The organism is Phenylobacterium aquaticum (genome assembly GCF_947378715.1).
Taxonomy (GTDB): domain Bacteria; phylum Pseudomonadota; class Alphaproteobacteria; order Caulobacterales; family Caulobacteraceae; genus Phenylobacterium; species Phenylobacterium aquaticum_A.
Genome location: NZ_CANCLE010000016.1, coordinates 1 through 22,835, shown reverse-complemented (window position 1 = coordinate 22,835; position 22,835 = coordinate 1). Strand labels below are relative to the sequence as shown.

The following is a 22,835-nucleotide window of genomic DNA, read 5'->3' as shown; positions in this document are numbered from 1 at the left end:
CCATGAAGGACCTCGGCGGCCTGATGAAGCAGGCGCAAGCGATGCAGCAGAAGCTGGCCGACGCCCAGGCGCGGTTGGCGGAGACCGTGGTCGAGGGGACCTCCGGCGGCGGCATGGTCAAGGTGACGCTCAAGGGGACAGGCGAGTTGTCGGGCGTCGAGATGGACGAGACTCTGTTGGCCCCCGGCGAGGGCGAGGTGCTGTCGGACCTGATCGTCGCCGCCCACGCCGACGCCAAGCGCAAGCTCGACGCCACCCAGGCTGAGCTGATGCGGGAAGCCGCCGGCCCCCTGGCCGGCATGGGCCTTCCTGGCCTGAAGTTCTGACTTGGCCGCATCCGCCGGCCCTGAGATTGAGCGGCTGATCAGCCTGCTCGCCAAGCTGCCGGGGCTGGGGCCCCGCTCGGCCCGGCGCTCCGCCCTGGCCCTGCTCAAGCGTCGCGACGCCCTGCTGCTGCCCCTCGCCGACGCCATGAGCCAGGCGGCGGCGCGGGTGAAGACCTGCTCGGTCTGCGGCTCGCTGGATACGCAAGACCCCTGCGCGATCTGTTCAGACCCCGCCCGGGACGCCTCGTTGATCTGTGTGGTCGAAGAGGTCGGCGCCCTGTGGGCCATGGAGCGGGCCAGCGCCTTTAGAGGCCGCTATCACGTGCTGGGCGGCCTGCTCTCGGCCCTGGACGGGGTCGGGCCGGACGCGCTGCGCATCGGCGCCCTGATCGGCCGGGCCAGCGACGGGGGGGTCCGGGAGGTGATCCTGGCCCTGCCGGCCACGGTCGACGGCCAGACCACCGCCCACTATCTGGCCGACAGCCTGGCGAAGGCCGAGGTCAGCGTCACCATGCTGGCGCGCGGCGTGCCGGTGGGCGGCGAACTCGACTGGCTCGACGACGGCACCATCGCCCAGGCCATGCGGGCGCGCCGCCCGGCCTAGGGTCTTGGGGGCTTCGCCACCCACACCAGACCCGACCAGCTATGGCCGTCATAGGTGCTGGTGAAGTCCCGGCTGGCGTCGCGGTCGAGGCCCAGCTTGCGCATCACCGCCTGGGAGCGATGGTTGGTGGCCTCTGTATAGCTGAGCACCTCGTCGAAGCCGCAGCGCGCGAAGCCGTCGGCGAGGCTGGCGCGGGCGGCCTCGGTGGCCAGGCCGGCGCCCCAGGCGCGGCGGGTCAGGCGCCAGCCGATCTCCACATTGGGCGCGCGGGGATGCCAGGCGTCGATCGGCATGATCCCGACATAGCCCAGAAAGACGCCGTCAGGGTCCGTCGCCACCCAGCGGGTGAAGCCCAGGCGGTCATGGGCGTCGCGGTAGCGGGCCATCTTGCGGGCGGCGGCCTCGCGGTCCACCGGCCCGCCGGCGTCGGCCTGCACCTCCGGGTCGGCCAGCATGGCGGCGAAGGCGTCGAGATCGTCGTCGCGCCAGGGCCGCAGGATCGTCCGTTCGGTGGTGATCATGGGGTCTCCAAGCTGTTCGCGGCAAGCTGGTAGCATGATGGGGGAGGGGATGCGCCCGCGCCCGACTCCGCGTAAAGAACGCACCATGAACGCCGAACTCGTCCTCGCCCTCGTGGGTCTTCTCGCCGCCGTCGCCGGTTTCGCCTGGGCCTTCATGGAACGCGGCCGCGCCAATCGGGCCGAGGCGCGGGCCTGGGGCCTGCAGGACGCCGCCGCCCGGGTGCGGCTGATGGAGGAGCAGGGGGCCAAGAACGCCGCCTATATCCAGGCCGATGCGGCCGCCGCCATCGCCGAGCAGGTGCTGAAGCGCGCCGACGAGACCTTCCACAACCGAGAACAGCTGGCCCAGGCCCGGCTCGAGGCCCAGCTGAAGCCGGTGGCCGAGACGCTGGCGAAGTTCCAGGAACAGGTCACAGCCGTCGAGAAATCCCGCGCCGAGGAGAACGGCGGGCTGAAGCAGCAGATCGCCGACCTGATGACCGCGTCCACCGCCACCCAGGCCGAGGCCCGCAAGCTGTCGGCCGCCCTGCGGCGTGGGGCCGGCGTCCAGGGGCGCTGGGGCGAGCAGACCCTGCGCAACGTGCTGGAGGCCGCCGGCCTCAACGCCCACTATGACTTCACCGAACAGACCTCCACCGACACGGAGGAGGGCCGCAGGCGGCCCGATGTGACCGTGCGCCTGCCGGGCGGAGCGGTGTTCGTCATCGACGCCAAGTGCTCGCTCAACGCCTTCCTGGAGGCCCAGGACGCCGTCGACGACGGGCTGCGGGAGGCGGCCTATGTCCGCCACGCCCAGAGCGTTCGGGCCCACATGATCGGCCTGTCGGCCAAGGCCTATTGGGACCAGTTCGCGGCCTCGCCGGACTTCGTGGCCATGTTCATTCCTGGCGACAGCTTCCTGGCCGCCGCTCTGGAGCGCGCGCCGGAGCTGATGACCGAGGCGATGGACAAGCGGGTCCTGGTGGTGACGCCCACCACCCTGTTCGCGCTCTGCAAGGCCGTGGTCTATGGCTGGCGGGTCGAGGAGCAGGCCAAGAACGCCCAGGAAATCGTCAAGCTGGGCCGCGAGCTCTACAAGCGGCTGTCGGTGATGGGCGGCCACGCGGCCTCGGTCGGCAAGGCGCTGGACGCCGCCGTCGGCCGCTACAACCAGTTCGTGGGCTCCATGGAGACCCAGGTCCTGACCCAGGCGCGGCGCTTCGAGGACCTCAAGGTCGACCACGAAGGCCGCGACATTCCCGAACTCACCCCCGTCGAGACCGGAGTGCGGTCCTTGTCCAAGCTGGCGGTCGAAGACGAGCCCCTGGGGCAGCCCGCCGCCTTGACGCTCAAGGGTCACTGACCTACCTGAAAAGCCATGGCTATTCGTGACATCCTCGTCGTCCCCGATCCGGTGCTGAAACAGGTCTCCCAACCCGTCGAGCGGGTGGATGACGACCTGCGCGCCCTGATGGATGACATGCTGGAGACCATGTACGATGCGCCCGGCATCGGCCTGGCGGCGATCCAGATCGGCGTCGCCAAACAGGTGATCGTCATGGACCTGGCCGGCCCGGACGAGCCCAAGCAGCCGCGCTACTTCGTCAATCCGCAGATCCTGACGACCTCGGACGACACGCTGCCCTATGAAGAGGGCTGCCTCTCGGTGCCGGACATCTATGACGAGGTCGAGCGCCCGTCGAAGGTGACGCTGAAGTACCTGAACTATCAGGGCGAGGAAGTGGTCGAGGAGGCCGAGGGCCTCTACGCCGTCTGCATCCAGCACGAGATGGACCACCTCAAGGGCGTGCTGTTCATCGACTATCTCTCGCGCCTGAAGCGCGACCGCGCGGTCGCCAAGGTCAAGAAGCAGGCCCGCGCGGCCTGACGCCCGCCCCGCGCGCGGGGCGGAGTCGCCTTAACCCCTGAACGGCTTCAGCACCACGTCGACCCGGCGGTTCTGCGCCCGGCCCTCGGGGGTGGCGTTGGAGGCGATGGGGTCGGCCTCGCCGCGGCCTGCCACATAGAGCCGGTCGCGCAACACGCGGCGTTGCACCAGATAGCCGGCGACCGAGGCCGCGCGACGTTCCGACAGCGCCTGATTGTAGTCCGCCGCCCCGCTGGAATCGGCATGGCCGACCACGTCGATCATGGTCTGGGGATACTGGTTCAGGGTGTCGGCCACCTGGTCCAGGGTGCCGTAGAAGCGCGGCTGAATGTCGGACTGGTCGACCGGGAAGGTGACGTCCGACGGCATGTTCAGGACGATGTTGTCGCCATCTCGGGTGATGCTGACGCCGGACCCGGCCAGCTGGGCGCGGAGCTGGGTCTGTTGGCGGTCCATGTAGTTGCCGACCGCCCCACCCGCCAGGGCGCCGACGCCGGCGCCGATCAGGGCGTTAGTCCGGCCCTGCTCGCCACTGTTGGTGTTGGTCAGATAGCCCAGCAGGGCGCCGGCCGCAGCGCCGGTCAGAACCCCCGTGCCGGTGTTGTTGCGCACCGTCTGGCCCGTATAGGGATCGACGGTGGTGCAGGCGCCGAGCGCCAGGGCGCCGATGAGGCTGATCAGGATCGTGCGGGACAAAAGGGTCGCTCCAGGTTGGCTGCTGAAACGCGCGCGCCGTGGAGTCGTTCCGGTGGAGCTCGCATGCCGCCGGCGGCTAGCAGGGACGAGCCACTCCGGGAAACACGGTTTCCCCGGGCATGCTCGCCCCGATCGGACCCCCCAGCCCGATCCCGGCTCGCCGACCTTCGTGAGGGGTCGGGTCGTCGCCGGTCGCCGTCGTCGCCTGCGGCGACGCCCGTCCCGGAATGCGCCGGTGGTGGAACCGGGCTCCGCGACGAGGGTCCTTCTCAGCCGTGGCGTAGCGTCCGGTCTTGGGTTCCGGGCGTGTCCGCAGCTGGGTCTGTCAAAGCTGAACCGTCCCGGCGGGTAGCATCGAACCGCCGCCGTCGGCATGGCCATTTCTGGTACGGTAGGGCATAGGCCTGCCTCGAAACCCACATTGAGCAGGTGGGCCGCAGTGAGGCCTAGCGTGAACCGTTCGCAGCATGAGACGCAGACCTACAGCAAGGCCGAACCCTTCGAGGCACGCCTCGACGCCCTCCCCGCGCATCCTCGGTTCGAGGAGGCCATGCGCTATTCGGTGCGCGCCGCCCTGGATTATTTCCACGAGAACCCGGTCCTGCATCGCAACATCAAGGACGTCGGCCGGCTGATCCTTGGGGTGGTGGCCCTGTCCATGGACGCTACGGGCGGCCTGACCCATAGGCGACTGCGGGCCCTGTCGGGCCGGACCGGGGTGATCAGCGCCGGCACGGCGACCGCCGTGCTCTTCCGCATGCGAACCATCGGCTATGTCACCCGCGACGAGGCGGGCGGCGGCGGGCTCGCACGCCGCTATCGGCCGACCCCGGACATGACCCAGGCGTTCCGCGAGCGCATGCAGATCGAGCTGGACGCCGCCGCCATCCTGTTCCCGCACGTGGCGCCGGTGCGCGACCGGTTCGGCGAGCCGGACATGTTCCGTGCGGTGTTCAAGGTGCTGGGGGAAGAATCCATCAAGGCGGCGCGGGACCCGCGCGGCGACCTCGACGCCTTGAACCGCCTGGGCACCCGTTCGGCCGGGGTGCTGGTGCTATACGATCTGCTGAACGCCGCCGACGTCGCCGGCGGCGGGCGGGGTCCGCTCGGTGCGCCGATCGAACTGGAGGTGTCGGTCTCGGCCTTGGCCCGCAAGTACGAGATTTCCCGCAGCCACGTGCTCAGCCTGCTGCGCGACCTGGAGGCCGCCGACTTCATCGCGCGGGTCGGCCGGGAGGGCCGCTGGGCCCTGCGCCCGGCCCTGCGGCCGACGCTGGAGACCTTCTTCGGGGTGATCTATCTGGGCATGGCCCACGTGGCCCTGGAGGCCGCGCGGGACGTCGGCCTGGGCTAGACCAACCGCCTATTTGGGCGTGGTGGCGTGCTTGTCGAGATCGGCCTTGGCGTCGGCGGCGCCTTGCTTCAATTCGGCGCCGGCCTTGGACACGGCGACCTTGGCGTCGCCGGCCGCGTCCTTGGCCGCGTCACCGGCGTCCTGGGCGGCGCCCTTCATGTCGGCGCCGACCGCCTTGACCTCAGGGCTCTGAGCCACGTTCTTGGCCTCGGCGGCGGTCTTGTCGGCGGCGGCCTGGACATCGGCCTGGTCGGACTTGGAACAGGCGCCCAGCGTCAGGGCGCAGGCGGCGAGGGCGAGGATCAGGGGCTTGGTCAGCATGGCTTGGACTCCGGTTCGAGCCCGCCATGAACGGTCCTGCCGCGCTGAAGGTTCCTTATTGGCCTCACCCCGGCTAAACCCCCGCCCATGCGCCTCGCCTTTCTGGGAACCCCCGACTTCGCCGTCACCTGCCTGGCCGCCCTGGTCGAGGCGGGACACGAGATCGCGGCGGTCTATTCGCAGCCTCCGGCGCCCCGGGGCCGGGGTCATGACCTGAAGCCCTCGGCCGTCCACGCCTTCGCCGCCGCGCGGGGGATTGAGGTCCGCAACCCGGTCTCCATGCGCGACCCTGCCGAGATCGCCGCCTTTCAGGCCTTGAAACTCGACGCCGCCGTGGTGGTGGCCTTTGGCCAGATCCTGCCGGCCGCGGTGCTGGACGCGCCCCGGCTGGGATCGTTCAACCTGCACGCCTCGCTGCTGCCGCGCTGGCGGGGCGCGGCCCCGATCCAGCGGGCGATCATGGCGGGCGACCCGGTCACCGGGGTCCAGGTCATGCGCATGACCGAGGGCCTGGACGAGGGGCCGGTCCTGGCCTCGACCACCCTGCGCATCGACGCCCTGGACACGGCCGGCAGCCTGCACGATCGCCTGGCGGTCGCCGGCGCCGCCCTGCTGGCGGAGACCCTGGTCGAGATCGCGGCCGGCCGCGCCGCCGCCGCCCCCCAGGCTGCGGACGGGGCCACCTACGCCAAGAAGATCCGCCCCAAGGAGGCGCGGCTGAACTGGACCAGGCCGGCGGCCGAAGTCGACGGCAAGATCCGCGGCCTGTCGCCTTTCCCCGGCGCCTGGTTTGAACTCCTGGGCGACAAGGGGCCGATCCGGGTCAAGGCGCTGCTATCCCGGGTCGAGGGCGGTCACGGCGCGCCCGGGACCGTGCTCGACGACCAGTTGCTGATCGCCTGTGGCGACGGCGCGGTACGGCTGCTGAAGGTGCAGCGCGAGGGCAAGGGGCCGCAGGAGGCCGAGGTCTTCCTGCGCGGCTTCCCCCTGGCGGCCGGCCTCGTGCTCAGCTGACATGCCCCGCTACCGCCTGACCCTCGAATATGATGGCCGGCCCTATAAGGGCTTCCAGGCCCAGGGCGACCTGCCGACCGTGCAGGGCAGCCTCGAGCGCGCCGTCCTGGCCTTCAGCGGTGAAGCTGTCCGGCTGCAGGCGGCCGGCCGCACCGACACCGGCGTCCACGCCACCGGCCAGGTGGCCCACATCGACCTCGCAAAGGACTGGAAGCCTGAGGTGGTGCGCAATGCGCTGAACGCCCATCTGGTCCCGGAACCGATCGCCGTGCTGGAGGTCGAGATCGGCGTCGGCGACTGGCACTCGCGGTTCTCGGCGACCGAGCGGCGCTATCTCTACCGCATCCTCAACCGTCCGGCCCGGGCCGCCCTGGACTTCGGCCGGGTCTGGCATGCGCGCAAGCCGCTGGACGCCGAGGCCATGCACTCAGCCGCCCAGGTCCTCGTCGGCCACCACGACTTCACCACCTTCCGCGACCTGCAGTGCCAGGCCAAGTCGCCGTTCAAGACCATGGACCTGGCCCGGGTCAGCCGGGTCGGCGAGGAGGTGCATCTGGAGTTCGCCTCGCGCTCCTTCCTGCACCGCCAGGTCCGCTCCATGACCGGCACCCTGGCCGAGGTGGGGATCGGGCGCTGGACGGCGGGAGACGTGAAGGCCGCGCTGGAGGCGCGCGACCGCCGGGCCTGCGGGCCGGTGGCGCCGGCCGACGGCCTCTATCTCACCGGCGTCAGCTATGAGGCCGCGAAGGTCTCGAAATAGCGGGCGATCAGCCGCTCATAGACCGCCTGCAACTGGTGGATCTCGGCCACCGGCGCGCGCTCGTCGACTGAGTGCATGGTCTTGCCGACCAGGCCCAGCTCGACCACCGGGCACAGGGCGCGGATAAAGCGGGCGTCGGAGGTGCCGCCGGTGGTCGACAGGTCCGGGGCCGCGCCGGCCACGTCCTTGACCGCGTCGGAGACCAGGGCGGTGAACGGCCCCTGCTCGGTCAGGAAGGCCTCACCGCTGATGGCGGGGGCGAGGGTGATCGCGCCGGGGAAGCCTTCCGCCGCCTTGTCCGCCTCGGCCTGGATCCAGGCGGCGAGGTCCTGGCCCCTGTGGGCCGGGTTGAAGCGGATGTTCAGCCGGGCCCGCGCCGTGGCGGGGATCAGGTTGGTGGTCGGATTGCCGACATCGATGGTGGTGACCTCGAGGTTCGAGGGCTGGAAGTCGGTGTAGCCTTCGTCCAGCACGCGGGCCTGCAGCGCGGCCAGCAGCCTGATCAGCACCGGGACCGGATTGGCCGCGCGGTGCGGATAGGCGACGTGGCCCTGGACGCCGTCGACCTTGATCTCGACATTGATCGAGCCGCGCCGGCCGATCTTGACCATGTCGCCGAAGGTCTCGGCGCTGGTCGGCTCGCCGACGATGCAGTGGTCCAGGATCTCGCCCTCGGCGGCCAGGGCCTCGACCACCAGCTTGGTGCCGTGGGTGGCCACACCCTCCTCGTCGCCGGTGATCAGGAAGGACAGCGAGCCCTTGACGTGGCCGGCGGCGATCGCCCGGGCCGAGGCGGCGGCGAAGGCGGCCACGGCGCTCTTCATGTCCACGGCCCCGCGCCCGATCAGCACTCCGTCGACGATCTCGGCGGCGAAGGCCTCGCGGGTCCAGGCGGCGGCGTCGCCCACCGGCACCACGTCGGTATGGCCGGCGAAACAGAGGTTGGGCCGGGCGGTCCCGAAGCGGGCATAGAGGTTCTCGATCTCGCCGAACCTCATCCGCCGACAGGCGAAGCCGAGACCGCTCAGGGTGCGTTCCACCAGGTCCATGGCCCCGGCGTCGGCCGGGGTCACCGAGGGGCGGCGGATCAGGTCCTGGGTCAGGGCGACGGGATCGAGTTCGGACATGGGCAAGCTGGTAGCCTCAGGCCGGGGTTCGGGCAATGGCGAAGGCCCCGGCTTCACGCTAAGCACGGGGTCAGTCCCAGGAGCGCCCCATGCCCAAGATCTATCCCGTCGCCGCCCCGACCCAGAGCGGCAGCGCCTATCCGGCGCCCTTCGACGCCATGTGCCAGGGCCGCACGCGCTGGCGGCTGGGGGACGCGGCGGGCCTGACCCAGTTCGGCGTCAACATGATGCGGCTGGCGCCCGGCCAATGGTCCAGCCAGCGTCACTGGCATTCGGACGAGGATGAGTTCGTCTTCGTGCTGGAGGGCGAGGTGGTGCTGGTCACCGAGCTCGGCGAGGAGACCCTGGGTCCCGGCGAGTGTGCGGGCTTCCCGGCCGGCGAGCCGGACGGCCACCATCTGCAGAACCGCACGGACCGCGACGTCCTGCTGCTGGAGGTGGGGTCGCGCCTGCCGGAGACCGACGCCACCTACTATCCCGACATCGACCTCACCTGGCCGGCCGGCGGCCAGGCCTATGAGCGCAAGGACGGCAGCCGGTTCGAAGAGTAGCGGTCAGTCCCGCAGCAGTTCGTTGATCGAGGTCTTGGACCGTGTGCGGGCGTCGACGGTCTTCATGATCACCGCGCAATAGGTCGACGGCATGCCCTCGTGCGGGCTCGGGCGCGAGCCGGACATGATCACCGAATAGGGCGGCACCTCGCCGGTGGTCACCTGGCCGGTGCGGCGGTCGATGATCGGTGTGGTGGAGGTCAGGTAGACGCCCATCGACAGCACCGAGCCTTCGCGGACGATCACGCCCTCGGCGACCTCCGAGCGGGCGCCGATGAAGCAGTTGTCCTCGATGATGGTCGGGTTGGCCTGGAGGGGCTCCAGCACCCCGCCGATGCCGGCGCCGCCGGACAGGTGGACGTTCTTGCCGATCTGGGCGCAGGAGCCGACCGTGGCCCAGGTGTCGACCATGGTCCCCTCATCCACATAGGCGCCGATATTGACGAAGGACGGGGTCAGGATCGCGCCCTTGGCGATGAAGGCCCCGTGGCGCACGACGCAGCCGGGCACGGCGCGGAAGCCGGCGGCCTCGAAGCGGGCGGCGTCCCAGCCGGTGAACTTCGACGGCACCTTGTCCCAGTAGGGTCCGGGCGGCGGAGCCTCGATCAACTGGTTGGCGTTGAGGCGGAAGGACAACAGGATCGCCTGCTTGGCCCACTGATGGGTGACCCAGGTCCCGTCGTCCTCGCGGCTGGCCACGCGCAGCGTCCCGGCGTCCAGGCGGTTCAGGGTCTCCTCGACGGCCTCGCGCACCGCGCCCTGGGTTCCGGTGTTGATTGCGTCGCGGTCTTCCCAGGCGGCTTCGATGACGGACTTCAGATCGGCGGACATCAGGCGGCTTCCTTGAGGCGCGCGCCGGCCAGGAAGGGCGCGAGCTTGTGGGTGCGGTGGTGGACAAAGGGGGCGGTGGAGGCCCGGGCGTGCGCGCCCACCAGGACCGTGGTCATGCCCAGGTCGAAGGCCGGCTTCAGATTGCGCTCGGAGTCCTCGAAGAAGGCGGTCGTGGCGGGATCCATGTCGTGGGCGGCGATCATCCGCGCGAACCCGACCGGGTCGGGCTTGGGGGCGAAGCCGAAGGAGTGGATGTGGAACACCTCGTCGAACAGGTGGTCGAGCTTCAGGTGGTCCAGGACACGGACGGCGTGGATCTCATCGGCGTTGGTGAAGATCAGCCGGCGGCCGGGCAGGCGCTCCAGCGCCGCCAAAAGGCCGGCGTCGTGGGCCAGCACGTCCAGGGGCAGGTCATGGAACAGGGCGTGGAAATCGGCCGGGGCCACGCCATGGTGCTTCATCAGCCCGCCCAGGGTCAGGCCGTGTTCGGCCAGATAGGTCTTCTGCAGGGCGAAGGCCTCGTCGCGGGGAAGGCCCGCGACCTTCATGACGAAGTCAGTCATCCGCCGCTCGACATCGCCCATGAACCCGCTCTCGGCCGGATAGAGGGTGTTGTCGAGGTCGAACAGCCAGGTGTCGATATGGGCGAGGTCGGCGTTCATTGGGTGATGAGCGTGCCCGACCCGTGCTCGGTGAACAACTCGACCAGCATGGCGTGGGGGCGGCGGCCGTCGAGGATGGCCACGGCCTCGACCCCGGATTCCACCGCGGCGATGGCGGTCTCCAGCTTGGGAATCATGCCGCCGGAGGCGACGCCGCTGGCGATGGCGGCGCGGGCCTCGGCGACGCTCATCTGGCGGATCAGTTCGCCGTCCGCGCCCAGCACGCCCGCCACGTCGGTGAGCAGCAGCATGCGCTTGGCGCGCAGGGCGCCGGCCAGGGCGCCGGCCACGGTGTCGGCGTTGATGTTGAAGGTCTGACCTTCCTTGGAGACGCCGATCGGGGCGATCACCGGGATATAGTCATGGTCGGCGTGGATCAGCCCCTGGATCAGCTGGGGATCGATCCGGGTGGGCTCGCCCACGAAGCCCAGGTCGACGACCTGTTCGATCTGGCTGTCGGGGTCCTTGCGCGTGCGCACGGCGCGCTCGACGGTGATCAGCCGGGCGTCCTTGCCCGACAGGCCCACGCCGCGCACATCGGCCTCGGCGCCGGCCAGAGTGATCCAGTTGGCGATCTCCTTGTTGATGGCGCCCGACAGCACCATCTCGGCGACCTCCATGGTGGCCTCGTCGGTCACCCGCAGCCCGTCGATGAAGGTCGACTTGACGCCGGCCTTGTCGAGCATGCGCGAGATCTGCGGACCGCCGCCATGCACCACGACGGGGTGCAGGCCGAGCAGCTTCAGGAGGACGGAGTCGGCCGCGAACAGCTTGGCGGTCGCCTCCTGGCCCATGGCGTGGCCGCCATATTTGATGACCACGATCTCGCGGTCATACTGCTGGATATAGGGCAGGGCCTCGGCCAGGGTCTTGGCGGTCGCCCATCCCTTGTCTTCGAGGTTGGCCTTGTCTTCGAGGTTGGCCTTATCCTCGAGGTTGGCCTCGTCCTGGGGCGTGTCGGTCAAGGTGGCGGCTCCGTCCGGTCGGAGGGCTCCGATAGCGGACGGATGCGCCCCTGTCACCTGATGCGATCCCCTCGCGCCTCGACGCGGGCCAAAGCCGTGCTAGCTTCCGCCCCCTTGCTATCCAGTTCCGAGAGACACCATGCGCCTGACCGCCCTTTTCGCCACCGCCGCCCTCGTCGCCCTGACCGCCTTTGGGGCGCAGGCCAAGACCGTCGCGGTCAGCGCCGACAAGCTGGTCGACGTGGTCACCGGCAAGGAGGCCGACAAGCCGCTGGTGATCATCACCGACGGCCGGATCACCGCCGTGGGCCATCAGGGCGACCAGGTCCCGGTCGGCGCCGAGCTGGTCAATCTGCCCGGCGTGACCCTGCTGCCCGGCCTGATCGACATGCACACCCACATCACCTCCTCGCCCCTGTTCAGCGGCTATAATTCACTGCTGTTCACCGACAGCTTCTGGCCGGTGCTCTCGACCGCGAACGCCAAGGTCACCCTGGAGGCGGGCTTCACGACCATCCGCAATGTCGGCTCCGACAATTATGACGATGTCGGCCTGCGCCAGGCGATCGAGGCCGGCTTCGTCGAGGGCCCGCGCATCGTCACCGCCACCTACGCCATCGGCTCGACGGGCGGCCACTGCGACTCGACCTTCTTCCCGCCCTCGATGAACCAAAGGGGTCCGGCGGTGATCGACAGCCCTGACGAGGGCCGCAAGATGGTCCGCCAGCTGCACAAGTACGGCGCCCAGGTCATCAAGATCTGCGCGACCGGCGGGGTGTTCAGCCACGGCGACACCCCCGGCGCCCAGCAGCTGACCCTGGAGGAGATCAAGGCCATCGTCGACGAGGCCCATGCCACGGGCCTGAAGGTCGCCGCCCACGCCCACGGGGCCTCGGGCATCAAGGCGGCCATCCTGGGCGGGGTCGACACCATCGAGCACGCCAGCCTGGTGGATGACGAGGGCATCAAGCTCGCCGTCCAGAAGGGCGCCTATTTCGGCATGGACATCTACAACACCGACTACACCCAGGCCGAGGGCAAGAAGAACGGCGTGCTGGAAGAGAACATGCAGAAGGACCGGGATATCGGCCTGATCCAGCGGCAGAACTATCAGAAGGCGCTGAAGGCCGGGGTGAAGATGATCTTCTCCACCGACGCCGGGGTCTATCCGCACGGCGACAACGCCAGGCAGCTGGCGACCATGGTCCAGTGGGGCGCGACCCCGCTGCAGGCCATCCAGTCGGCGACGGTCACCTCCAGCCAGGCCCTGGGCCAGGAGAAGGACGTGGGCCAGGTGGCTGCGGGCTTCTATGGCGATCTGGTGGGCGTGAAGGGCGACCCGCTGGCCGACGTCACCCTGCTGCAGCACCCGGTCTTCGTGATGAAGGGCGGGGATGTGGTGGTGAGCAAGTAGCGGATGAATCCGCCCCTTCTTCCGCATGGGAGAAGGGGCGCTTTAGATCACAGCGTCCGGGCGACGACTTCCTTCATGATCTCCGATGTGCCGCCGTAGATGCGCTGCACCCGGGCGTCGCGCCACAGGCGGGCGATGGGGTACTCGTTCATGTAGCCGGCCCCGCCGTGCAGCTGCAGGGCGGCGTCGCAGACCTCCCATTGCAGCTCGGTGTGGAACAGCTTGGCGGCCGAGGCCTCGGCGGCGGTCAGCTCGCCCTTCAGGTGGCGGGCCAGGCACCAGTCGACATGGGCCCAGCCGGCCTGCAGCTTGGCCTTCAGCGCGCCCAGGGTGAAGCGGGTGTTCTGGAAGTCGAAGATGGTCTGCTTGAAGGCCTTGCGGTCCTTGGTGAACTTCACCGCCTCGTCGAAAGCCCGCTGGGCGCCGGCCTGGGCGGCGAGCGCGATCTGCAGGCGCTCCTGGGGCAGCTGGCTCATCAGATAGATGAAGCCCTTGTTCTCCTCGCCCAGGCAGTTGGTGATCGGCACGCGGACGTCCTCGAAGAACAGTTCCGAGGTGTCGGCGGAGTTCTGGCCGATCTTGTCGAGGTTGCGCCCGCGCTTGAAGCCGGCCCGCTCGGCCTCCACCAGGATCAGGGAGGTGCCCTTGGCGCCCTTGTCCGGGTCGGTCTTGGCGACCACGATGATCAGGTCGGCGTTCTGGCCATTGGTGATGTAGGTCTTGGAGCCGGAGATCACATAGTGGTTGCCGTCGCGCTTGGCGGTGGTGCGTACGCCCTGCAGGTCTGAGCCGGCGCCCGGCTCGGTCATGGCGATGGCGGTGATCACCTCGCCGGAGACCATGCCCGGCAGCCACTTCTTCTTCTGCTCTTCCGAGCCGTAATTGATGATGTAGTCGACGACGATGTCGGACTGGAGGGTGATGCCGGCGCTGGAGCCGGCATAGGTCAGCTCTTCGCCGATGATGGCGTTGTAGCGGTAGTCCAGGCCCAGGCCGCCATATTCGGCCGGCACCTGCGGGCAGAGGATGCCGGCCTCGCCGCAGGCCAGCCAGAAGGCGCGGTCGATGACGCCTTCCTCTTCCCAGCGGTCGAGATGGGGGATCAGGGCCTTGTCGTAGAACTTCCGGACCTGGTCGCGGAACAGTTCCATGTCGGCGTCATAGACGATGCGGCCATTGGTCTGAAGCATGGGGGCTCTCTGATCGAAGGGAATGCCTCGCGATCTAGCGCCCTACCGCAGCGTCAGGCCAGAGGTGGCTCGTTCTTGTCCGCCAGGTCGATCTCGCAGGCCTGGGCGATCTCGGCGCGCAGCTCCGGCAGGCCGAGGCCTTTCTCGGAGGAGGTGGCCAGCACGCGGGGAAAGGCGGCCGGGCGCTTGGCGATGGCGGCCTCGGTGCGGGCGGTGACGGCCGCGACCTCGTGCGGCTTCATCTTGTCCGACTTGGTCAAGATGATCTGATAGGAGACGGCGGCCTTGTCGAAGGCGTCCATCGGCTCCTTGTCCACGTCCTTCAGGCCGTGGCGGGCGTCGATCAGGAGATAGGCGCGCTTGAGGTTCGGCCGGCCCCGCAGATAGTCGCGGCCCAGATTCTGGAACTTCTTGACTACGCCCTTGGAGGCCTTGGCCCAGCCATAGCCCGGCAGGTCGACCAGGCGCAGGCGGTCGTCGAGTACGAAGAAGTTCACCTCGCGGGTGCGGCCCGGCTCGTTGGAGGCGCGCGCCAGCCGGTGGTGGCCGACGAGCGCATTGATCAGCGAGGACTTGCCGACATTGGACCGGCCGGCGAAGGCCACTTCCGGCAGGTCCGGCGCCGGCAGGCCGTCAATGGCCACCGCCCCCATCATGAAGCTCGCGGTCCGGGCGAACAGAATCCGCGCGGTTTCCAGCTGCTCTTCGCTGAACAGGGGGTCGGCGGGGGCGGTCAACTGGCGGCCAGGGGCTTGCCGGTGACCCGGGCGATGATCCGGTCGATCGGGTTGTCGACCTTGAAGCGGCGCATGATCACGTACTGCTGCAGGATCGTGAGCAGGTTGCTCCAGGTGTAATAGATCAACAGGCCGACGGCCATTTGCGACAGCACGAAGGTGAAGACGATGGGCATCATCTGCATCATCTTCTGCTGGGTCGGATCGGGGGCGGGCGGGCTCATGGCCATGGTCAGCCACTGGAACAGTCCATAGAGCAGCGGCCAGACGCCGATATGCAGGCTGCCGGCCAGGAAGGTCCCGATCATCGGCGCGGTGGACGGATCCCAGGGGATCAGGCCGAACAGGTTCAGCACGGTCGAGGGATCGCGCGAGGACAGGTCCTGGACCCAGCCGAAGAACGGCGCGTGCCGCATCTCGATGGCCACGTTCAGCACCTTGAACAGGGCCAGGAAGACCGGGATGGTCGCCAGCATGGGCAGGCAGCCCAGCAGCGGATTGATCTTCTCGCGCTGATAGAGCGCCATCAACTCCTGCTGCTGCTTGGCCGGATCGTCCTTGAACTTGGTCCGCAGGGCCTCGGTCTCGGGCTGGATCTTCTTCATCTTCGTCATGGATTCGAAGCTGAGATTGGCCGGGTAGAAGAAGGCCACCTTGACCACGACGGTGAGCGCCAGGATGGCCAGGCCGAAGTTGTGGAACAGGGCGTTGAACTGCTCCAGCATCCAGAAGATCGGCTTGGTGAAGAAGTAGAGCGTGCCCCAGTCCACGGCGTCGGTGAAGCGCGGGATCTTCAGGTCGGTCTGATAGGCCTTGAGCACCGGCACGGTCTTGGCGCCGGCGAACATGTGGCTGACGTGGCTGACGGTCTGGCCGGGCGCGATGGTGTGCGACTGGGCGACGAAGTTGGATTCATAGATGTCGACGCCGCCGGCCTGGGTGACGCGGAAGGCGGAATGGACGTTCTCGCCCTGGTCGGGGACCACGGCCGCCAGCCAGTACTTGTCGGTGATGCCCAGCCAGCCGCCATTGGAGGAGAAGTCCTTCTCCCCGTCCTTCTTCCAGGCCTTGTACTTGAACATGCGCAGCGCGCCGTCGAGCACGCCGACCGCGCCCTCGTGGGCGGTGGAGCGATTGACGTCGACCGGCACGCCCTGGCGCTGGACCGAGGCGTAGGGGGCCAGCGTCACGCCCTGGGCGCCATTGTTGGCGACGGTGTCGGTCACGGTGAACATGAACTTGTCGTCGACGGCGATCTGGCGGCTGAACACCAGGCCCTGGCCATTGTCATAGCGCAGGGTCAGGGGCTGGCCGGGGGCGAGCTTGCTTCCCTCGGCCACGGTCCAGACCGTGTCGGGAGTGGGCAGTCCGGGCAGATTGGCGCCGGCCCAGCCGAACTCGGCGAACCAGGCGTGCTCGGCGCCTTCAGGGCGCAGCAACTCCACGGCCGGCGACTTCGGGTCGACGGTCTGGCGGTAGCCCTTGAGATAGAGGTCGTCGATGCGCGCGCCCTTGAGCGCCACCGAGCCATAGACCGCAGGCGTGTCGATCGCGACCCGGGGGCTCTTGGCCGCGGCCTGATCGCGGGGCAGGTAGGTCGCCTTCTGAATCGCGGACGCCGCGCCCGGAACCGTCTGGACCTGGTCGCCGCCCCGGGCCTTCAGCTCGGCTTCCCGCCGCTTGGCCTGGGGGCCCATGACGAAGACCTGGTAGGCCATCAGCAGGATGACGGCGCACACGACGAAGATGATCGTGTTGCGATTGGATTGATCGGGCATCAGGCGCCAGCTCGAACTGTGGGGGAAGGGGCGCGGGCAGACGCGCGGACGGGGGTATCGCTATCGAGGGCGAGGCTTAACAGCGCGCTTTTCACATCGTCAAGCAAACGGTCCCACGGCCGGGTGGGCGCACCGCCCCGGGCGATCAGAACATAGTCATGTCCTGGGCGCGCGAGGACCGGAATCAACAGCCGGGCCGCCTCGCGCATGCGCCGCTTGGCGCGGTTGCGGATCACTGATCCGCCGACCTTCTTGGTCGCCGTGAATCCCACCCGCACAACCGGACTGTCGTCGGCCCGATCACGGGCCTGGAGGACGACAGCGCCTCGGGCGCAAGACGGCGCCTTGGCCGCAGCCAGAAACTCCGGCCGCGTCTTCATGCGTTCGATGGGAAAGCTGGGGTCCGTCATGCGGACACCCTAAGACCGAACGGTCTTAGGCGGTCAGGCGCTTGCGGCCCTTGGCGCGGCGACGCTGGACCACCTTGATGCCATTCTTGGTGGCCATGCGCGCGCGGAAGCCGTGACGGCGCTTGCGCACGAGTCGCGACGGCTGGAATGTCCGCTTCACGTTGATGACTCCGGTCTCGAAAACGAGGGGGGTGGATAGGGGAAAGCTTGGGGTCCGTCAATCCCTAAGCCAGGGTCAAAACGACAGGGCCGCGAGATGTGGCCACCAGGGTGTGCTCGTACTGCACCGTGGGCTGGCCGCCGGGGGGCGTGAGTGTCCAGCCGTCGTCGGTGAGTTCCTCGACCCAGTCGGCGCCCAGGGACAGGAAGGGCTCGATGGTGAAGACCAGGCCCTCGTGAATGCGCCGCGCGTCCTTGGGTTCATACCAGGTGGGGATCTCGCCTGGGTCTTCGTGCAGGGACGACCCTACGCCGTGGCTGGCGAGGTTGCGGATCAGCGAATAGCCGTTCTTGCGCGCGAACCCCTCGATGGAGCGGCCGATCTCATTCAGCCGGCCGCCGGCCTTCACGGAACGGATGCCGGTCCACATGGCGCGGCGGCCGTCGCGACACAGGCGCTCGACCCTGGGCTTCACGGGCGGCACCGCGAAGCTCGCCCCGGTGTCGCCGAAGAAGCCGTCGATCTCGGCGGAGACGTCGATATTGATCAGGTCGCCGGCCTTGACCACCGCGTCGCCGGGAATGCCGTGGGCCACGTCAGGGCCGATCGAGATGCAGGTCGCGCCGGGAAAGCCGTAGGAGAGCTCAGGAGCCGACCTGGCGCCCTCGCGCTCCAACAGCGCCCGACCCAGCTGGTCGAGCTCCCGCGTGGTCATGCCGGGCTCCAGGGCCGCGCCCATGGCCGTCAGGGTCTGGGCGACCACCTGGCCCACCCTGCGGAGCTTCTCGAGCTCGTCCTCGTGGGTGATGGTCATGCTGGGCTCCGCTTAAAGATCCGGCCGGATGATGGTCTTGCCGACCACCTTGCGCTCGGAAAGGGTGTCGAAGGCGGCCTGCCAGTCGCCCAGGCCGAACTCCTGGTCGACCCGGGGCTTGACCTGGCCCTGGTCGGCCATGGCCCAGATCGCGGCGATGTTCTCGGCGCCCTTCTGGGGGAAGTGGCGGCCATATTCGCCGGCCCGGACACCCATCACCGAGAAGCCCTTGATCAGGGCGTAGTTGACCGGCAGCACCGGCAGGCGGCCGGAGGTGAAGCCGATCGAGAGGATGCGGCCGTCAAAGGCGATGCAGCGGACGCTCTCGTCGAACACGTCGCCGCCGACGGGGTCATAGATCACGTCGGCCCCGCGCCCGCCGGTGATCTCCTTGACCCGGTCCTTGAAGCCCCGGGTGACATTGACCGTGGCGTCGGGGGCGTATTCCCGCTCGATCACCGCCAGCTTGTCGTCGGAGGCCGAGGCCGCGATCACCTTGCAGCCGAGCAGCTTGGCCATGTCGACACAGGCGAGACCCACCCCGCCGGCCGCGCCATGCACCAGAACCCATTCTCCAGGCTGCACCTGGGCGCGGCGGACCAGGGCCACATAGGCCGTGAGATAGGCCACCGGATAGCCGGCCGCCTGGCCGAAGCTCAAGCCTGCGGGCTTGGCGTGCAGGCCCAGGGCCGGAGCTACGGCGTATTCGGCGAAGCCGCCCCGGGCGCCGGCCGCCACCGCATCGCCGACGTTCCAGCCGGTGACGCCGTCGCCGAGCGCGGCGATCTCGCCGGCCAGCTCCATCCCGGGGACGAAGGGCACAGTGGGCTTGTGCTGGTGCTCGCCCCGGGTCTGCATCAGGTCGGGGAAGTTGACGGCGCCGGCGCGGACCTTGATCAGCACCTCGCCAGGCTTGGGCTCAGGGGTGGGGATGTCCTTGACCACACAGCCGGAGTAGTCCGCCGACAGTTCCTCGACCACAAGCGCGCGCATCAGCGAATCCGTCCCTCAAGGCCCTCCCGGACCAGACCCGCGATCTCGCGACAGGCCACGTCGGCGCAAGGGACCGCGCCTGTGAAGGCCGTAAAGCCGTGCGCCAGGCTGTCATAGCAGCGGTAGACCGTAGGCGCCCCAGCGTCACGCAAGCGCTTGGCGTAGGCCTCGCCCTGGTCGACCAGGGGATCGAAGCCGGCGGTGATCACCACGGCGGGCGCCAGGCCCGTCAGGTCGGCCTCGCGCACCGGCGACAGGCGCGGGTCGGCGGGGTCGTCGCCCGGGCCCATATAGTGACCCATGAACCAGTCCATGATCACCCGGGTGAGCGGGAAGGCTTCGGCATAGGTGGTCATGGAGGCCGTCTCGCTGGCCACGTCGACGCAAGGATAGACCAGGAGCTGGAGGGCCGGCTGCGGCTCGCCCGCGCGCTTCAGGTCCTGGGCGATGACAGCCGCGAAATTGCCGCCCATGGAATCGCCGCCGATCGCCGCCTGGCCCTCGGGGCCGCCGAACTGGCCGGCATGATCGCGGACCCAGCGATAGGCGTTGAGCACGTCGTCGAGGCCGGCGGGGAAGCGATGCTCGGGCGCCAGGCGATAGTCCACCGACACCACCTGGCAGCGGACGATCGCGGCCAGGATCCCGCAGAAGGCCTCGCTGGTCTCCAGGTCGCCGATCACCCCGCCGCCGAAGTGGGCGAAGACCAGGACCGGCTTGGCGGGGTCCTGGTTGTCAGGTCGATAGACCCGGGCCGGGATGTCGCCGGCCGGGCCGGGGATCACCAGGGGTTCCGTGCGGACCCCGGGCTCCAGGGCCGCGGTCAGGGCCGCCAGGCCCTGGGTGTTGGCCTGGCGCGCATCCGGCGGGCTCAGCGTGGTCATGGACGGCGCGCGGGCCGAGGAGGCGGCCAGGAACTGCAGGCGCGGATCAAGGGTGCGGCCGCCGCGATAGACTACGCCCCCGCCGGACAGCAGCCGCAGGATCGGGGTGGGCAGGGACAGCAAGGTGCGGACCACGAACCTCTGGACGGCGAGCTGGGCCATCAGGCCGGGTCCCGGGGCAGCCCGCGCAGGCCGGTGAGGATCATCGCGGTGGCGAAGTCGGCGGCGCCTTGGGTGTCGATGGGTCTGCGGGTCAGCATCATGTCGCCGACCTCGCGGGCGACGCCGATGCAGGCGGCGGCCAGATAGTCCGGATCGACGGCGGGCGCCGCGCCGGTGGCGATGCGATCGACGATGGCGTCGCGGACCTCGCGGAACACCGCGGCCATGGCCGGAGTCTCGCCGTGGATATGCAGATGCGGTTCGTCGGGTGGGCGGCGGGTCAGCCAGTTCTCGTGCTCGTCGGCCAGGAAGGCGAAATAGGCGCCGATGGCGGCGCGCACGAAGCTTTCCCAGTCCGTGGCCTTGGCGCGCTGGGCCTTGAGGATCGGGGCGAAGCGGCGGGCGCCTTCGTCCGACAGAGCGGCGGCGACCTCGTCCTTGGAGCGGTAGTAGTTATAGAAGGTGCCGGCGGCGAGGCCGGTGCGGCGGATGATGTCGCGCACCGTGGCGTTGTCATAGCCCATCTCGCCGAACACCTCGCGCGCGGCTTCGAGGATCGCCTGGCGGTTCTGGACCTTGGTCTGTTCGCGCTTGCCGACCGGGAGATAAGCGACCTGGGACATCAATGCCTGAATCAAAAAACCTGACAGGCGTCATTCTAGCGGCCGGATGACCGTGGCGCCAAGCAAGCTAACGCGTCAGGGGTTTTGACCCAGATAGCCGGCGGCCAGGTCGCGAGAGACCTCAGGGGCGTCGCAGGCCGCCCGGCACTGACCCCATTGGGGCGAACAGTCCTGAGCGGCGTCCTGGGCCAGGCAGAAATAATAGGTCTGGGCGCAGCTCAGCCGGCATTGGCCGACCTCTTCCGTGGAGAGCCCGCCGGCCGGCGGCCGGGCCGGGGACAAGGCCAGCGCGGCGGCGGGGTCGGGCAGATCCTGGCTCGGATCATTCAGCGGCGTTCGTCCAGGCGCCGAGGTCGCGGACGCCGGAGCGGAGGACAACGCCCCGCGCAGGGCCACGCCGCCGGCCTGGAGCGGACTGGGGGTTATGACGGTGATCCGCCCGCCCTGCTGCGCGCCGGCCGGACTGGCCAGGGCCAGGGCGAGGACGGAGAGGAGCAGGGCGCGGCGCATGGGCCATCCTCGCCGCGCGCCGTTAAGCTTCGATTAACCGTGTTTTGGCCCGGGCTGGTGGTCCACGAGCGGCCCAAAATGAAAGGGGGCCGCCTCGCGGCGACCCCCAATGCACTTCCTGGATAGGCGTTTTTATCTCTTAGAATTCTTCCCAGGTGTCGTCCTGGGCCTGGGGCCGGGCGGCCAGCGCCGTGGCGCCTCGGCTGCGCGGCTGGGCGGCGGGGGCGACGCTGGGCCGGTGGGCCTGGGCCGGCGCCCGGGTCGCGGCCTGGCCATTGACGCGGAAGCGACCGACCAGACGGGCCAGTTCCTGGGCTTCTTCAGCCAGGACGCGGCTCGCGGCGGTGGATTCCTCGACCATGGCGGCGTTCTGTTGGGTCACCTGGTCCATCTGGTTGACGGCGGTGTTCACCTGGCCGAGGCCCAGGGCCTCTTCCTTGGCGGAGGCGGCGATCTCGCCCACCACGTTGGAGATTTCGCCGACCTGGCGAACGATGCGCTCCAGGGCCTGGCCGGTCTCGCCGACCAGGGTCACGCCTTGGCTGACCTGGGCGGAGGAGGCCGAGATCAGGGCCTTGATCTCCTTGGCCGCTTCGGCCGAGCGCTGGGCCAGAGCCCGCACTTCCGAGGCGACGACCGCGAAGCCCTTGCCGGCGTCCCCGGCCCGGGCCGCTTCGACCCCGGCGTTCAGGGCCAAGAGGTTGGTCTGGAAGGCGATCTCGTCGATGACGCCGATGATCTGGCCAATCTGGGTGGACGAGGCCTCGATCTGGCTCATGGCGGCGATGGCCTTGCGGACCACCTCGCCGGAGGCTTCGGCGTCGCTCTTGGCCGAGGCCGTGGCCTCGCGGCCATGATTGGCGCCGTCGGAGGTCTTGGTGACCGTGGCGGTGATCTCGTCGAGCGCCGCGGCGGTCTCCTCGAGGGTGGCCGCCTGATGCTCGGTGCGGCGCGACAGGTCGTCGGCCGAATGGCTGATCTCGCCGGCGCCGGACTGGATCGAGGCGGTGGCGCTGGCGATGGCGCGCATGGCCTCTTCCAGCTTGGCGACCGCGGCGTTGAAGTCGTCGCGGAGCTTGCGGTAGTCGCCCGGGAACTCGGTGTCGACGCGATAGGTCAGGTCGCCCATGGCCAGGGCGTCGAGGGCGGCGGCGAGCGAGCTCACCACATTGGCCTGTTCCTCGGCGATGGCTGCGGCGGCTTCGGCGTTCTGGCGACGGGCGGACTCGGCGGCGGCCTCGGTGCTTTCCTGCTCATGACGCAGCTGCTCAAGGTGCAGCTGGTTGTCGCGGAAGATCTTCAGCGAGGAGACGATGGCGCCCAGCTCGTCCTTGCGGGACAGGGCGTCGAGATCGATGCCGTTGTCGCCACGCGCCAGGGATTCGGTGGCGCCGGCGATCTTCTTGACGTCGCGACGCAGGGTCAGGGTCAGCATCAGGGCCAGGGCGCCGGCGATGACCAGGGTGGCCAGGGCGCTGAGCACGGTGGCGGTCTGGGCGGCTGCGGCGCGCTTGGCGCTGTCGGCGGCGGCGGCGTCGGTGTGGGTCTGGCCCGCCTGCAC

27 protein-coding genes are annotated in these 22,835 nt (G+C 69.3%); 9 read left to right on the top strand and 18 right to left on the bottom strand.

The window, feature by feature from the left end:
• Window positions 1-2 precede the first annotated feature (2 nt).
• On the top strand, window positions 3-326 hold the full coding sequence (locus Q7P21_RS04095; RefSeq protein WP_304166073.1) for a YbaB/EbfC family nucleoid-associated protein: 324 nt from the start codon (window positions 3-5) through the stop codon (window positions 324-326).
• A gap of 1 nt (window position 327) precedes the next feature.
• Window positions 328-930, top strand: a complete 603-nt coding sequence (gene recR / locus Q7P21_RS04090) for a recombination mediator RecR (RefSeq protein WP_304166071.1) — start codon at window positions 328-330, stop codon at window positions 928-930.
• On the opposite strand, the gene Q7P21_RS04085 is transcribed toward recR, so the two are convergent.
• Window positions 927-1,451, bottom strand: a complete 525-nt coding sequence (locus Q7P21_RS04085; RefSeq protein WP_304175858.1) for a GNAT family N-acetyltransferase — start codon at window positions 1,449-1,451, stop codon at window positions 927-929. The genes recR and Q7P21_RS04085 overlap by 4 nt on opposite strands.
• An 85-nt stretch (window positions 1,452-1,536) precedes the next feature.
• On the opposite strand from Q7P21_RS04085, the gene Q7P21_RS04080 reads away from it, so the two are divergent.
• Together Q7P21_RS04080 and def are read left to right on the top strand one after the other, a co-directional pair.
• Window positions 1,537-2,793 carry a DNA recombination protein RmuC gene (locus tag Q7P21_RS04080; RefSeq protein WP_304175856.1) on the top strand — a complete coding sequence of 419 codons (1,257 nt, stop codon included), beginning with the start codon at window positions 1,537-1,539 and terminating at the stop codon, window positions 2,791-2,793.
• 15 nt (window positions 2,794-2,808) lie between these two features.
• Complete coding sequence (def, locus tag Q7P21_RS04075; protein WP_304166063.1) at window positions 2,809-3,318, top strand: peptide deformylase; 510 nt, start codon at window positions 2,809-2,811, stop codon at window positions 3,316-3,318.
• A 30-nt stretch (window positions 3,319-3,348) separates the two neighbouring features.
• Here the strand turns inward: def and Q7P21_RS04070 are convergent, their stop codons facing one another.
• Window positions 3,349-4,014 carry an OmpA family protein gene (locus Q7P21_RS04070; protein ID WP_304166061.1) on the bottom strand — a complete coding sequence of 222 codons (666 nt, stop codon included), beginning with the start codon at window positions 4,012-4,014 and terminating at the stop codon, window positions 3,349-3,351.
• Between the two features lie 451 nt (window positions 4,015-4,465).
• On the opposite strand from Q7P21_RS04070, the gene Q7P21_RS04065 reads away from it, so the two are divergent.
• Window positions 4,466-5,368, top strand: a complete 903-nt coding sequence (locus tag Q7P21_RS04065) for a hypothetical protein (RefSeq protein WP_304166059.1) — start codon at window positions 4,466-4,468, stop codon at window positions 5,366-5,368.
• A 9-nt stretch (window positions 5,369-5,377) separates the two neighbouring features.
• Here the strand turns inward: Q7P21_RS04065 and Q7P21_RS04060 are convergent, their stop codons facing one another.
• The gene (locus Q7P21_RS04060; RefSeq protein WP_304175854.1) at window positions 5,378-5,689 is read right to left on the bottom strand and encodes a hypothetical protein; all 312 of its coding nucleotides are present in this window, start codon (window positions 5,687-5,689) and stop codon (window positions 5,378-5,380) included.
• Between the two features lie 87 nt (window positions 5,690-5,776).
• Between Q7P21_RS04060 and fmt the strand changes: the two genes are divergently transcribed.
• Both fmt and truA read left to right on the top strand, forming a co-directional pair.
• Window positions 5,777-6,703, top strand: a complete 927-nt coding sequence (gene fmt, locus Q7P21_RS04055; RefSeq protein WP_304175852.1) for a methionyl-tRNA formyltransferase — start codon at window positions 5,777-5,779, stop codon at window positions 6,701-6,703.
• 1 nt (window position 6,704) lies between these two features.
• Entirely contained in the window at window positions 6,705-7,463 is a 759-nt protein-coding gene (gene truA, locus Q7P21_RS04050) for a tRNA pseudouridine(38-40) synthase TruA (protein ID WP_304168237.1), read from the top strand.
• Here the strand turns inward: truA and dapE are convergent.
• A complete protein-coding gene (dapE, locus tag Q7P21_RS04045) occupies window positions 7,436-8,590 on the bottom strand; it encodes a succinyl-diaminopimelate desuccinylase (RefSeq protein ID WP_304168239.1) in 1,155 nt (384 codons plus the stop codon). The genes truA and dapE overlap by 28 nt on opposite strands.
• 89 nt (window positions 8,591-8,679) lie before the next feature.
• On the opposite strand from dapE, the gene Q7P21_RS04040 reads away from it, so the two are divergent.
• On the top strand, window positions 8,680-9,141 hold the full coding sequence (locus Q7P21_RS04040; protein WP_304168246.1) for a cupin domain-containing protein: 462 nt from the start codon (window positions 8,680-8,682) through the stop codon (window positions 9,139-9,141).
• 3 nt (window positions 9,142-9,144) lie between these two features.
• Here Q7P21_RS04040 and dapD read toward each other — a convergent pair whose 3' ends face one another.
• The 3 genes from dapD to argB are packed head-to-tail and all read right to left on the bottom strand — an operon-like array spanning window position 9,145 to window position 11,500.
• Window positions 9,145-9,972, bottom strand: coding sequence for a 2,3,4,5-tetrahydropyridine-2,6-dicarboxylate N-succinyltransferase (dapD, locus tag Q7P21_RS04035; protein WP_304168249.1), 828 nt, complete (start codon window positions 9,970-9,972; stop codon window positions 9,145-9,147).
• A complete protein-coding gene (locus Q7P21_RS04030) occupies window positions 9,972-10,634 on the bottom strand; it encodes a pyrimidine 5'-nucleotidase (RefSeq protein ID WP_304175850.1) in 663 nt (220 codons plus the stop codon). Before Q7P21_RS04030 ends, dapD begins: the two co-directional genes overlap by 1 nt.
• Window positions 10,631-11,500 (bottom strand): acetylglutamate kinase, encoded by an 870-nt coding sequence (gene argB / locus Q7P21_RS04025; RefSeq protein ID WP_304168316.1) that lies wholly within the window; start codon window positions 11,498-11,500, stop codon window positions 10,631-10,633. Before argB ends, Q7P21_RS04030 begins: the two co-directional genes overlap by 4 nt.
• Window positions 11,501-11,738: 238 nt before the next feature.
• On the opposite strand from argB, the gene Q7P21_RS04020 reads away from it, so the two are divergent.
• Window positions 11,739-13,013, top strand: a complete 1,275-nt coding sequence (locus Q7P21_RS04020; protein WP_304168254.1) for an amidohydrolase family protein — start codon at window positions 11,739-11,741, stop codon at window positions 13,011-13,013.
• Between the two features lie 47 nt (window positions 13,014-13,060).
• On the opposite strand, the gene Q7P21_RS04015 is transcribed toward Q7P21_RS04020, so the two are convergent.
• From Q7P21_RS04015 to Q7P21_RS03965, 11 genes are all read right to left on the bottom strand, one after another.
• Window positions 13,061-14,203, bottom strand: coding sequence for an acyl-CoA dehydrogenase family protein (locus tag Q7P21_RS04015; RefSeq protein ID WP_304168289.1), 1,143 nt, complete (start codon window positions 14,201-14,203; stop codon window positions 13,061-13,063).
• A gap of 53 nt (window positions 14,204-14,256) precedes the next feature.
• Window positions 14,257-14,940, bottom strand: coding sequence for a ribosome biogenesis GTP-binding protein YihA/YsxC (yihA, locus tag Q7P21_RS04010; protein ID WP_304168292.1), 684 nt, complete (start codon window positions 14,938-14,940; stop codon window positions 14,257-14,259).
• A complete protein-coding gene (yidC, locus tag Q7P21_RS04005) occupies window positions 14,937-16,718 on the bottom strand; it encodes a membrane protein insertase YidC (RefSeq protein ID WP_304168295.1) in 1,782 nt (593 codons plus the stop codon). The genes yihA and yidC overlap by 4 nt, the downstream gene beginning before the upstream one ends.
• Window positions 16,718-17,128, bottom strand: a complete 411-nt coding sequence (locus tag Q7P21_RS04000; protein WP_368670089.1) for a ribonuclease P protein component — start codon at window positions 17,126-17,128, stop codon at window positions 16,718-16,720. Before Q7P21_RS04000 ends, yidC begins: the two co-directional genes overlap by 1 nt.
• A 25-nt stretch (window positions 17,129-17,153) precedes the next feature.
• Entirely contained in the window at window positions 17,154-17,288 is a 135-nt protein-coding gene (gene rpmH / locus Q7P21_RS03995) for a 50S ribosomal protein L34 (RefSeq protein WP_304168298.1), read from the bottom strand.
• 64 nt (window positions 17,289-17,352) lie between these two features.
• On the bottom strand, window positions 17,353-18,102 hold the full coding sequence (map, locus tag Q7P21_RS03990) for a type I methionyl aminopeptidase (RefSeq protein WP_304168300.1): 750 nt from the start codon (window positions 18,100-18,102) through the stop codon (window positions 17,353-17,355).
• Window positions 18,103-18,114: 12 nt separating this feature from the next.
• Window positions 18,115-19,095, bottom strand: a complete 981-nt coding sequence (locus Q7P21_RS03985) for an NADPH:quinone oxidoreductase family protein (protein ID WP_304175848.1) — start codon at window positions 19,093-19,095, stop codon at window positions 18,115-18,117.
• Window positions 19,095-20,141 (bottom strand): alpha/beta hydrolase, encoded by a 1,047-nt coding sequence (locus tag Q7P21_RS03980; RefSeq protein WP_304168305.1) that lies wholly within the window; start codon window positions 20,139-20,141, stop codon window positions 19,095-19,097. The genes Q7P21_RS03985 and Q7P21_RS03980 overlap by 1 nt, the downstream gene beginning before the upstream one ends.
• Window positions 20,141-20,764: a TetR/AcrR family transcriptional regulator gene (locus tag Q7P21_RS03975; RefSeq protein WP_304168309.1), complete on the bottom strand. Its 624-nt coding sequence runs from the start codon at window positions 20,762-20,764 to the stop codon at window positions 20,141-20,143. The genes Q7P21_RS03980 and Q7P21_RS03975 overlap by 1 nt, the downstream gene beginning before the upstream one ends.
• A gap of 75 nt (window positions 20,765-20,839) precedes the next feature.
• On the bottom strand, window positions 20,840-21,274 hold the full coding sequence (locus Q7P21_RS03970) for a hypothetical protein (protein WP_304168312.1): 435 nt from the start codon (window positions 21,272-21,274) through the stop codon (window positions 20,840-20,842).
• Between the two features lie 139 nt (window positions 21,275-21,413).
• Window positions 21,414-22,835, bottom strand: a 1,422-nt coding sequence (locus Q7P21_RS03965) for a methyl-accepting chemotaxis protein (RefSeq protein ID WP_304175846.1), incomplete at its 5' end; no start/stop codon positions are given.

Excerpts from the sequence above, each read along its gene's own strand:
- Q7P21_RS04095 (WP_304166073.1), top strand. The coding sequence starts at position 3 with ATGAAGGACCTCGGCGGCCTGATGAAGCAGGCGCAAGCGATGCAGCAG.
- Q7P21_RS04085 (WP_304175858.1), bottom strand. The coding sequence starts at position 1,451 with ATGATCACCACCGAACGGACGATCCTGCGGCCCTGGCGCGACGACGAT.
- Q7P21_RS04080 (WP_304175856.1), top strand. The coding sequence starts at position 1,537 with ATGAACGCCGAACTCGTCCTCGCCCTCGTGGGTCTTCTCGCCGCCGTC.
- def (WP_304166063.1), top strand. The coding sequence starts at position 2,809 with ATGGCTATTCGTGACATCCTCGTCGTCCCCGATCCGGTGCTGAAACAG.
- Q7P21_RS04060 (WP_304175854.1), bottom strand. The coding sequence starts at position 5,689 with ATGCTGACCAAGCCCCTGATCCTCGCCCTCGCCGCCTGCGCCCTGACG.
- fmt (WP_304175852.1), top strand. The coding sequence starts at position 5,777 with ATGCGCCTCGCCTTTCTGGGAACCCCCGACTTCGCCGTCACCTGCCTG.
- truA (WP_304168237.1), top strand. The coding sequence starts at position 6,705 with ATGCCCCGCTACCGCCTGACCCTCGAATATGATGGCCGGCCCTATAAG.
- dapE (WP_304168239.1), bottom strand. The coding sequence starts at position 8,590 with ATGTCCGAACTCGATCCCGTCGCCCTGACCCAGGACCTGATCCGCCGC.
- Q7P21_RS04040 (WP_304168246.1), top strand. The coding sequence starts at position 8,680 with ATGCCCAAGATCTATCCCGTCGCCGCCCCGACCCAGAGCGGCAGCGCC.
- dapD (WP_304168249.1), bottom strand. The coding sequence starts at position 9,972 with ATGTCCGCCGATCTGAAGTCCGTCATCGAAGCCGCCTGGGAAGACCGC.
- Q7P21_RS04030 (WP_304175850.1), bottom strand. The coding sequence starts at position 10,634 with ATGAACGCCGACCTCGCCCATATCGACACCTGGCTGTTCGACCTCGAC.
- Q7P21_RS04020 (WP_304168254.1), top strand. The coding sequence starts at position 11,739 with ATGCGCCTGACCGCCCTTTTCGCCACCGCCGCCCTCGTCGCCCTGACC.
- Q7P21_RS04015 (WP_304168289.1), bottom strand. The coding sequence starts at position 14,203 with ATGCTTCAGACCAATGGCCGCATCGTCTATGACGCCGACATGGAACTG.
- yidC (WP_304168295.1), bottom strand. The coding sequence starts at position 16,718 with ATGCCCGATCAATCCAATCGCAACACGATCATCTTCGTCGTGTGCGCC.
- Q7P21_RS04000 (WP_368670089.1), bottom strand. The coding sequence starts at position 17,128 with ATGACGGACCCCAGCTTTCCCATCGAACGCATGAAGACGCGGCCGGAG.
- map (WP_304168300.1), bottom strand. The coding sequence starts at position 18,102 with ATGACCATCACCCACGAGGACGAGCTCGAGAAGCTCCGCAGGGTGGGC.
- Q7P21_RS03985 (WP_304175848.1), bottom strand. The coding sequence starts at position 19,095 with ATGCGCGCGCTTGTGGTCGAGGAACTGTCGGCGGACTACTCCGGCTGT.
- Q7P21_RS03980 (WP_304168305.1), bottom strand. The coding sequence starts at position 20,141 with ATGGCCCAGCTCGCCGTCCAGAGGTTCGTGGTCCGCACCTTGCTGTCC.
- Q7P21_RS03975 (WP_304168309.1), bottom strand. The coding sequence starts at position 20,764 with ATGTCCCAGGTCGCTTATCTCCCGGTCGGCAAGCGCGAACAGACCAAG.
- Q7P21_RS03970 (WP_304168312.1), bottom strand. The coding sequence starts at position 21,274 with ATGCGCCGCGCCCTGCTCCTCTCCGTCCTCGCCCTGGCCCTGGCCAGT.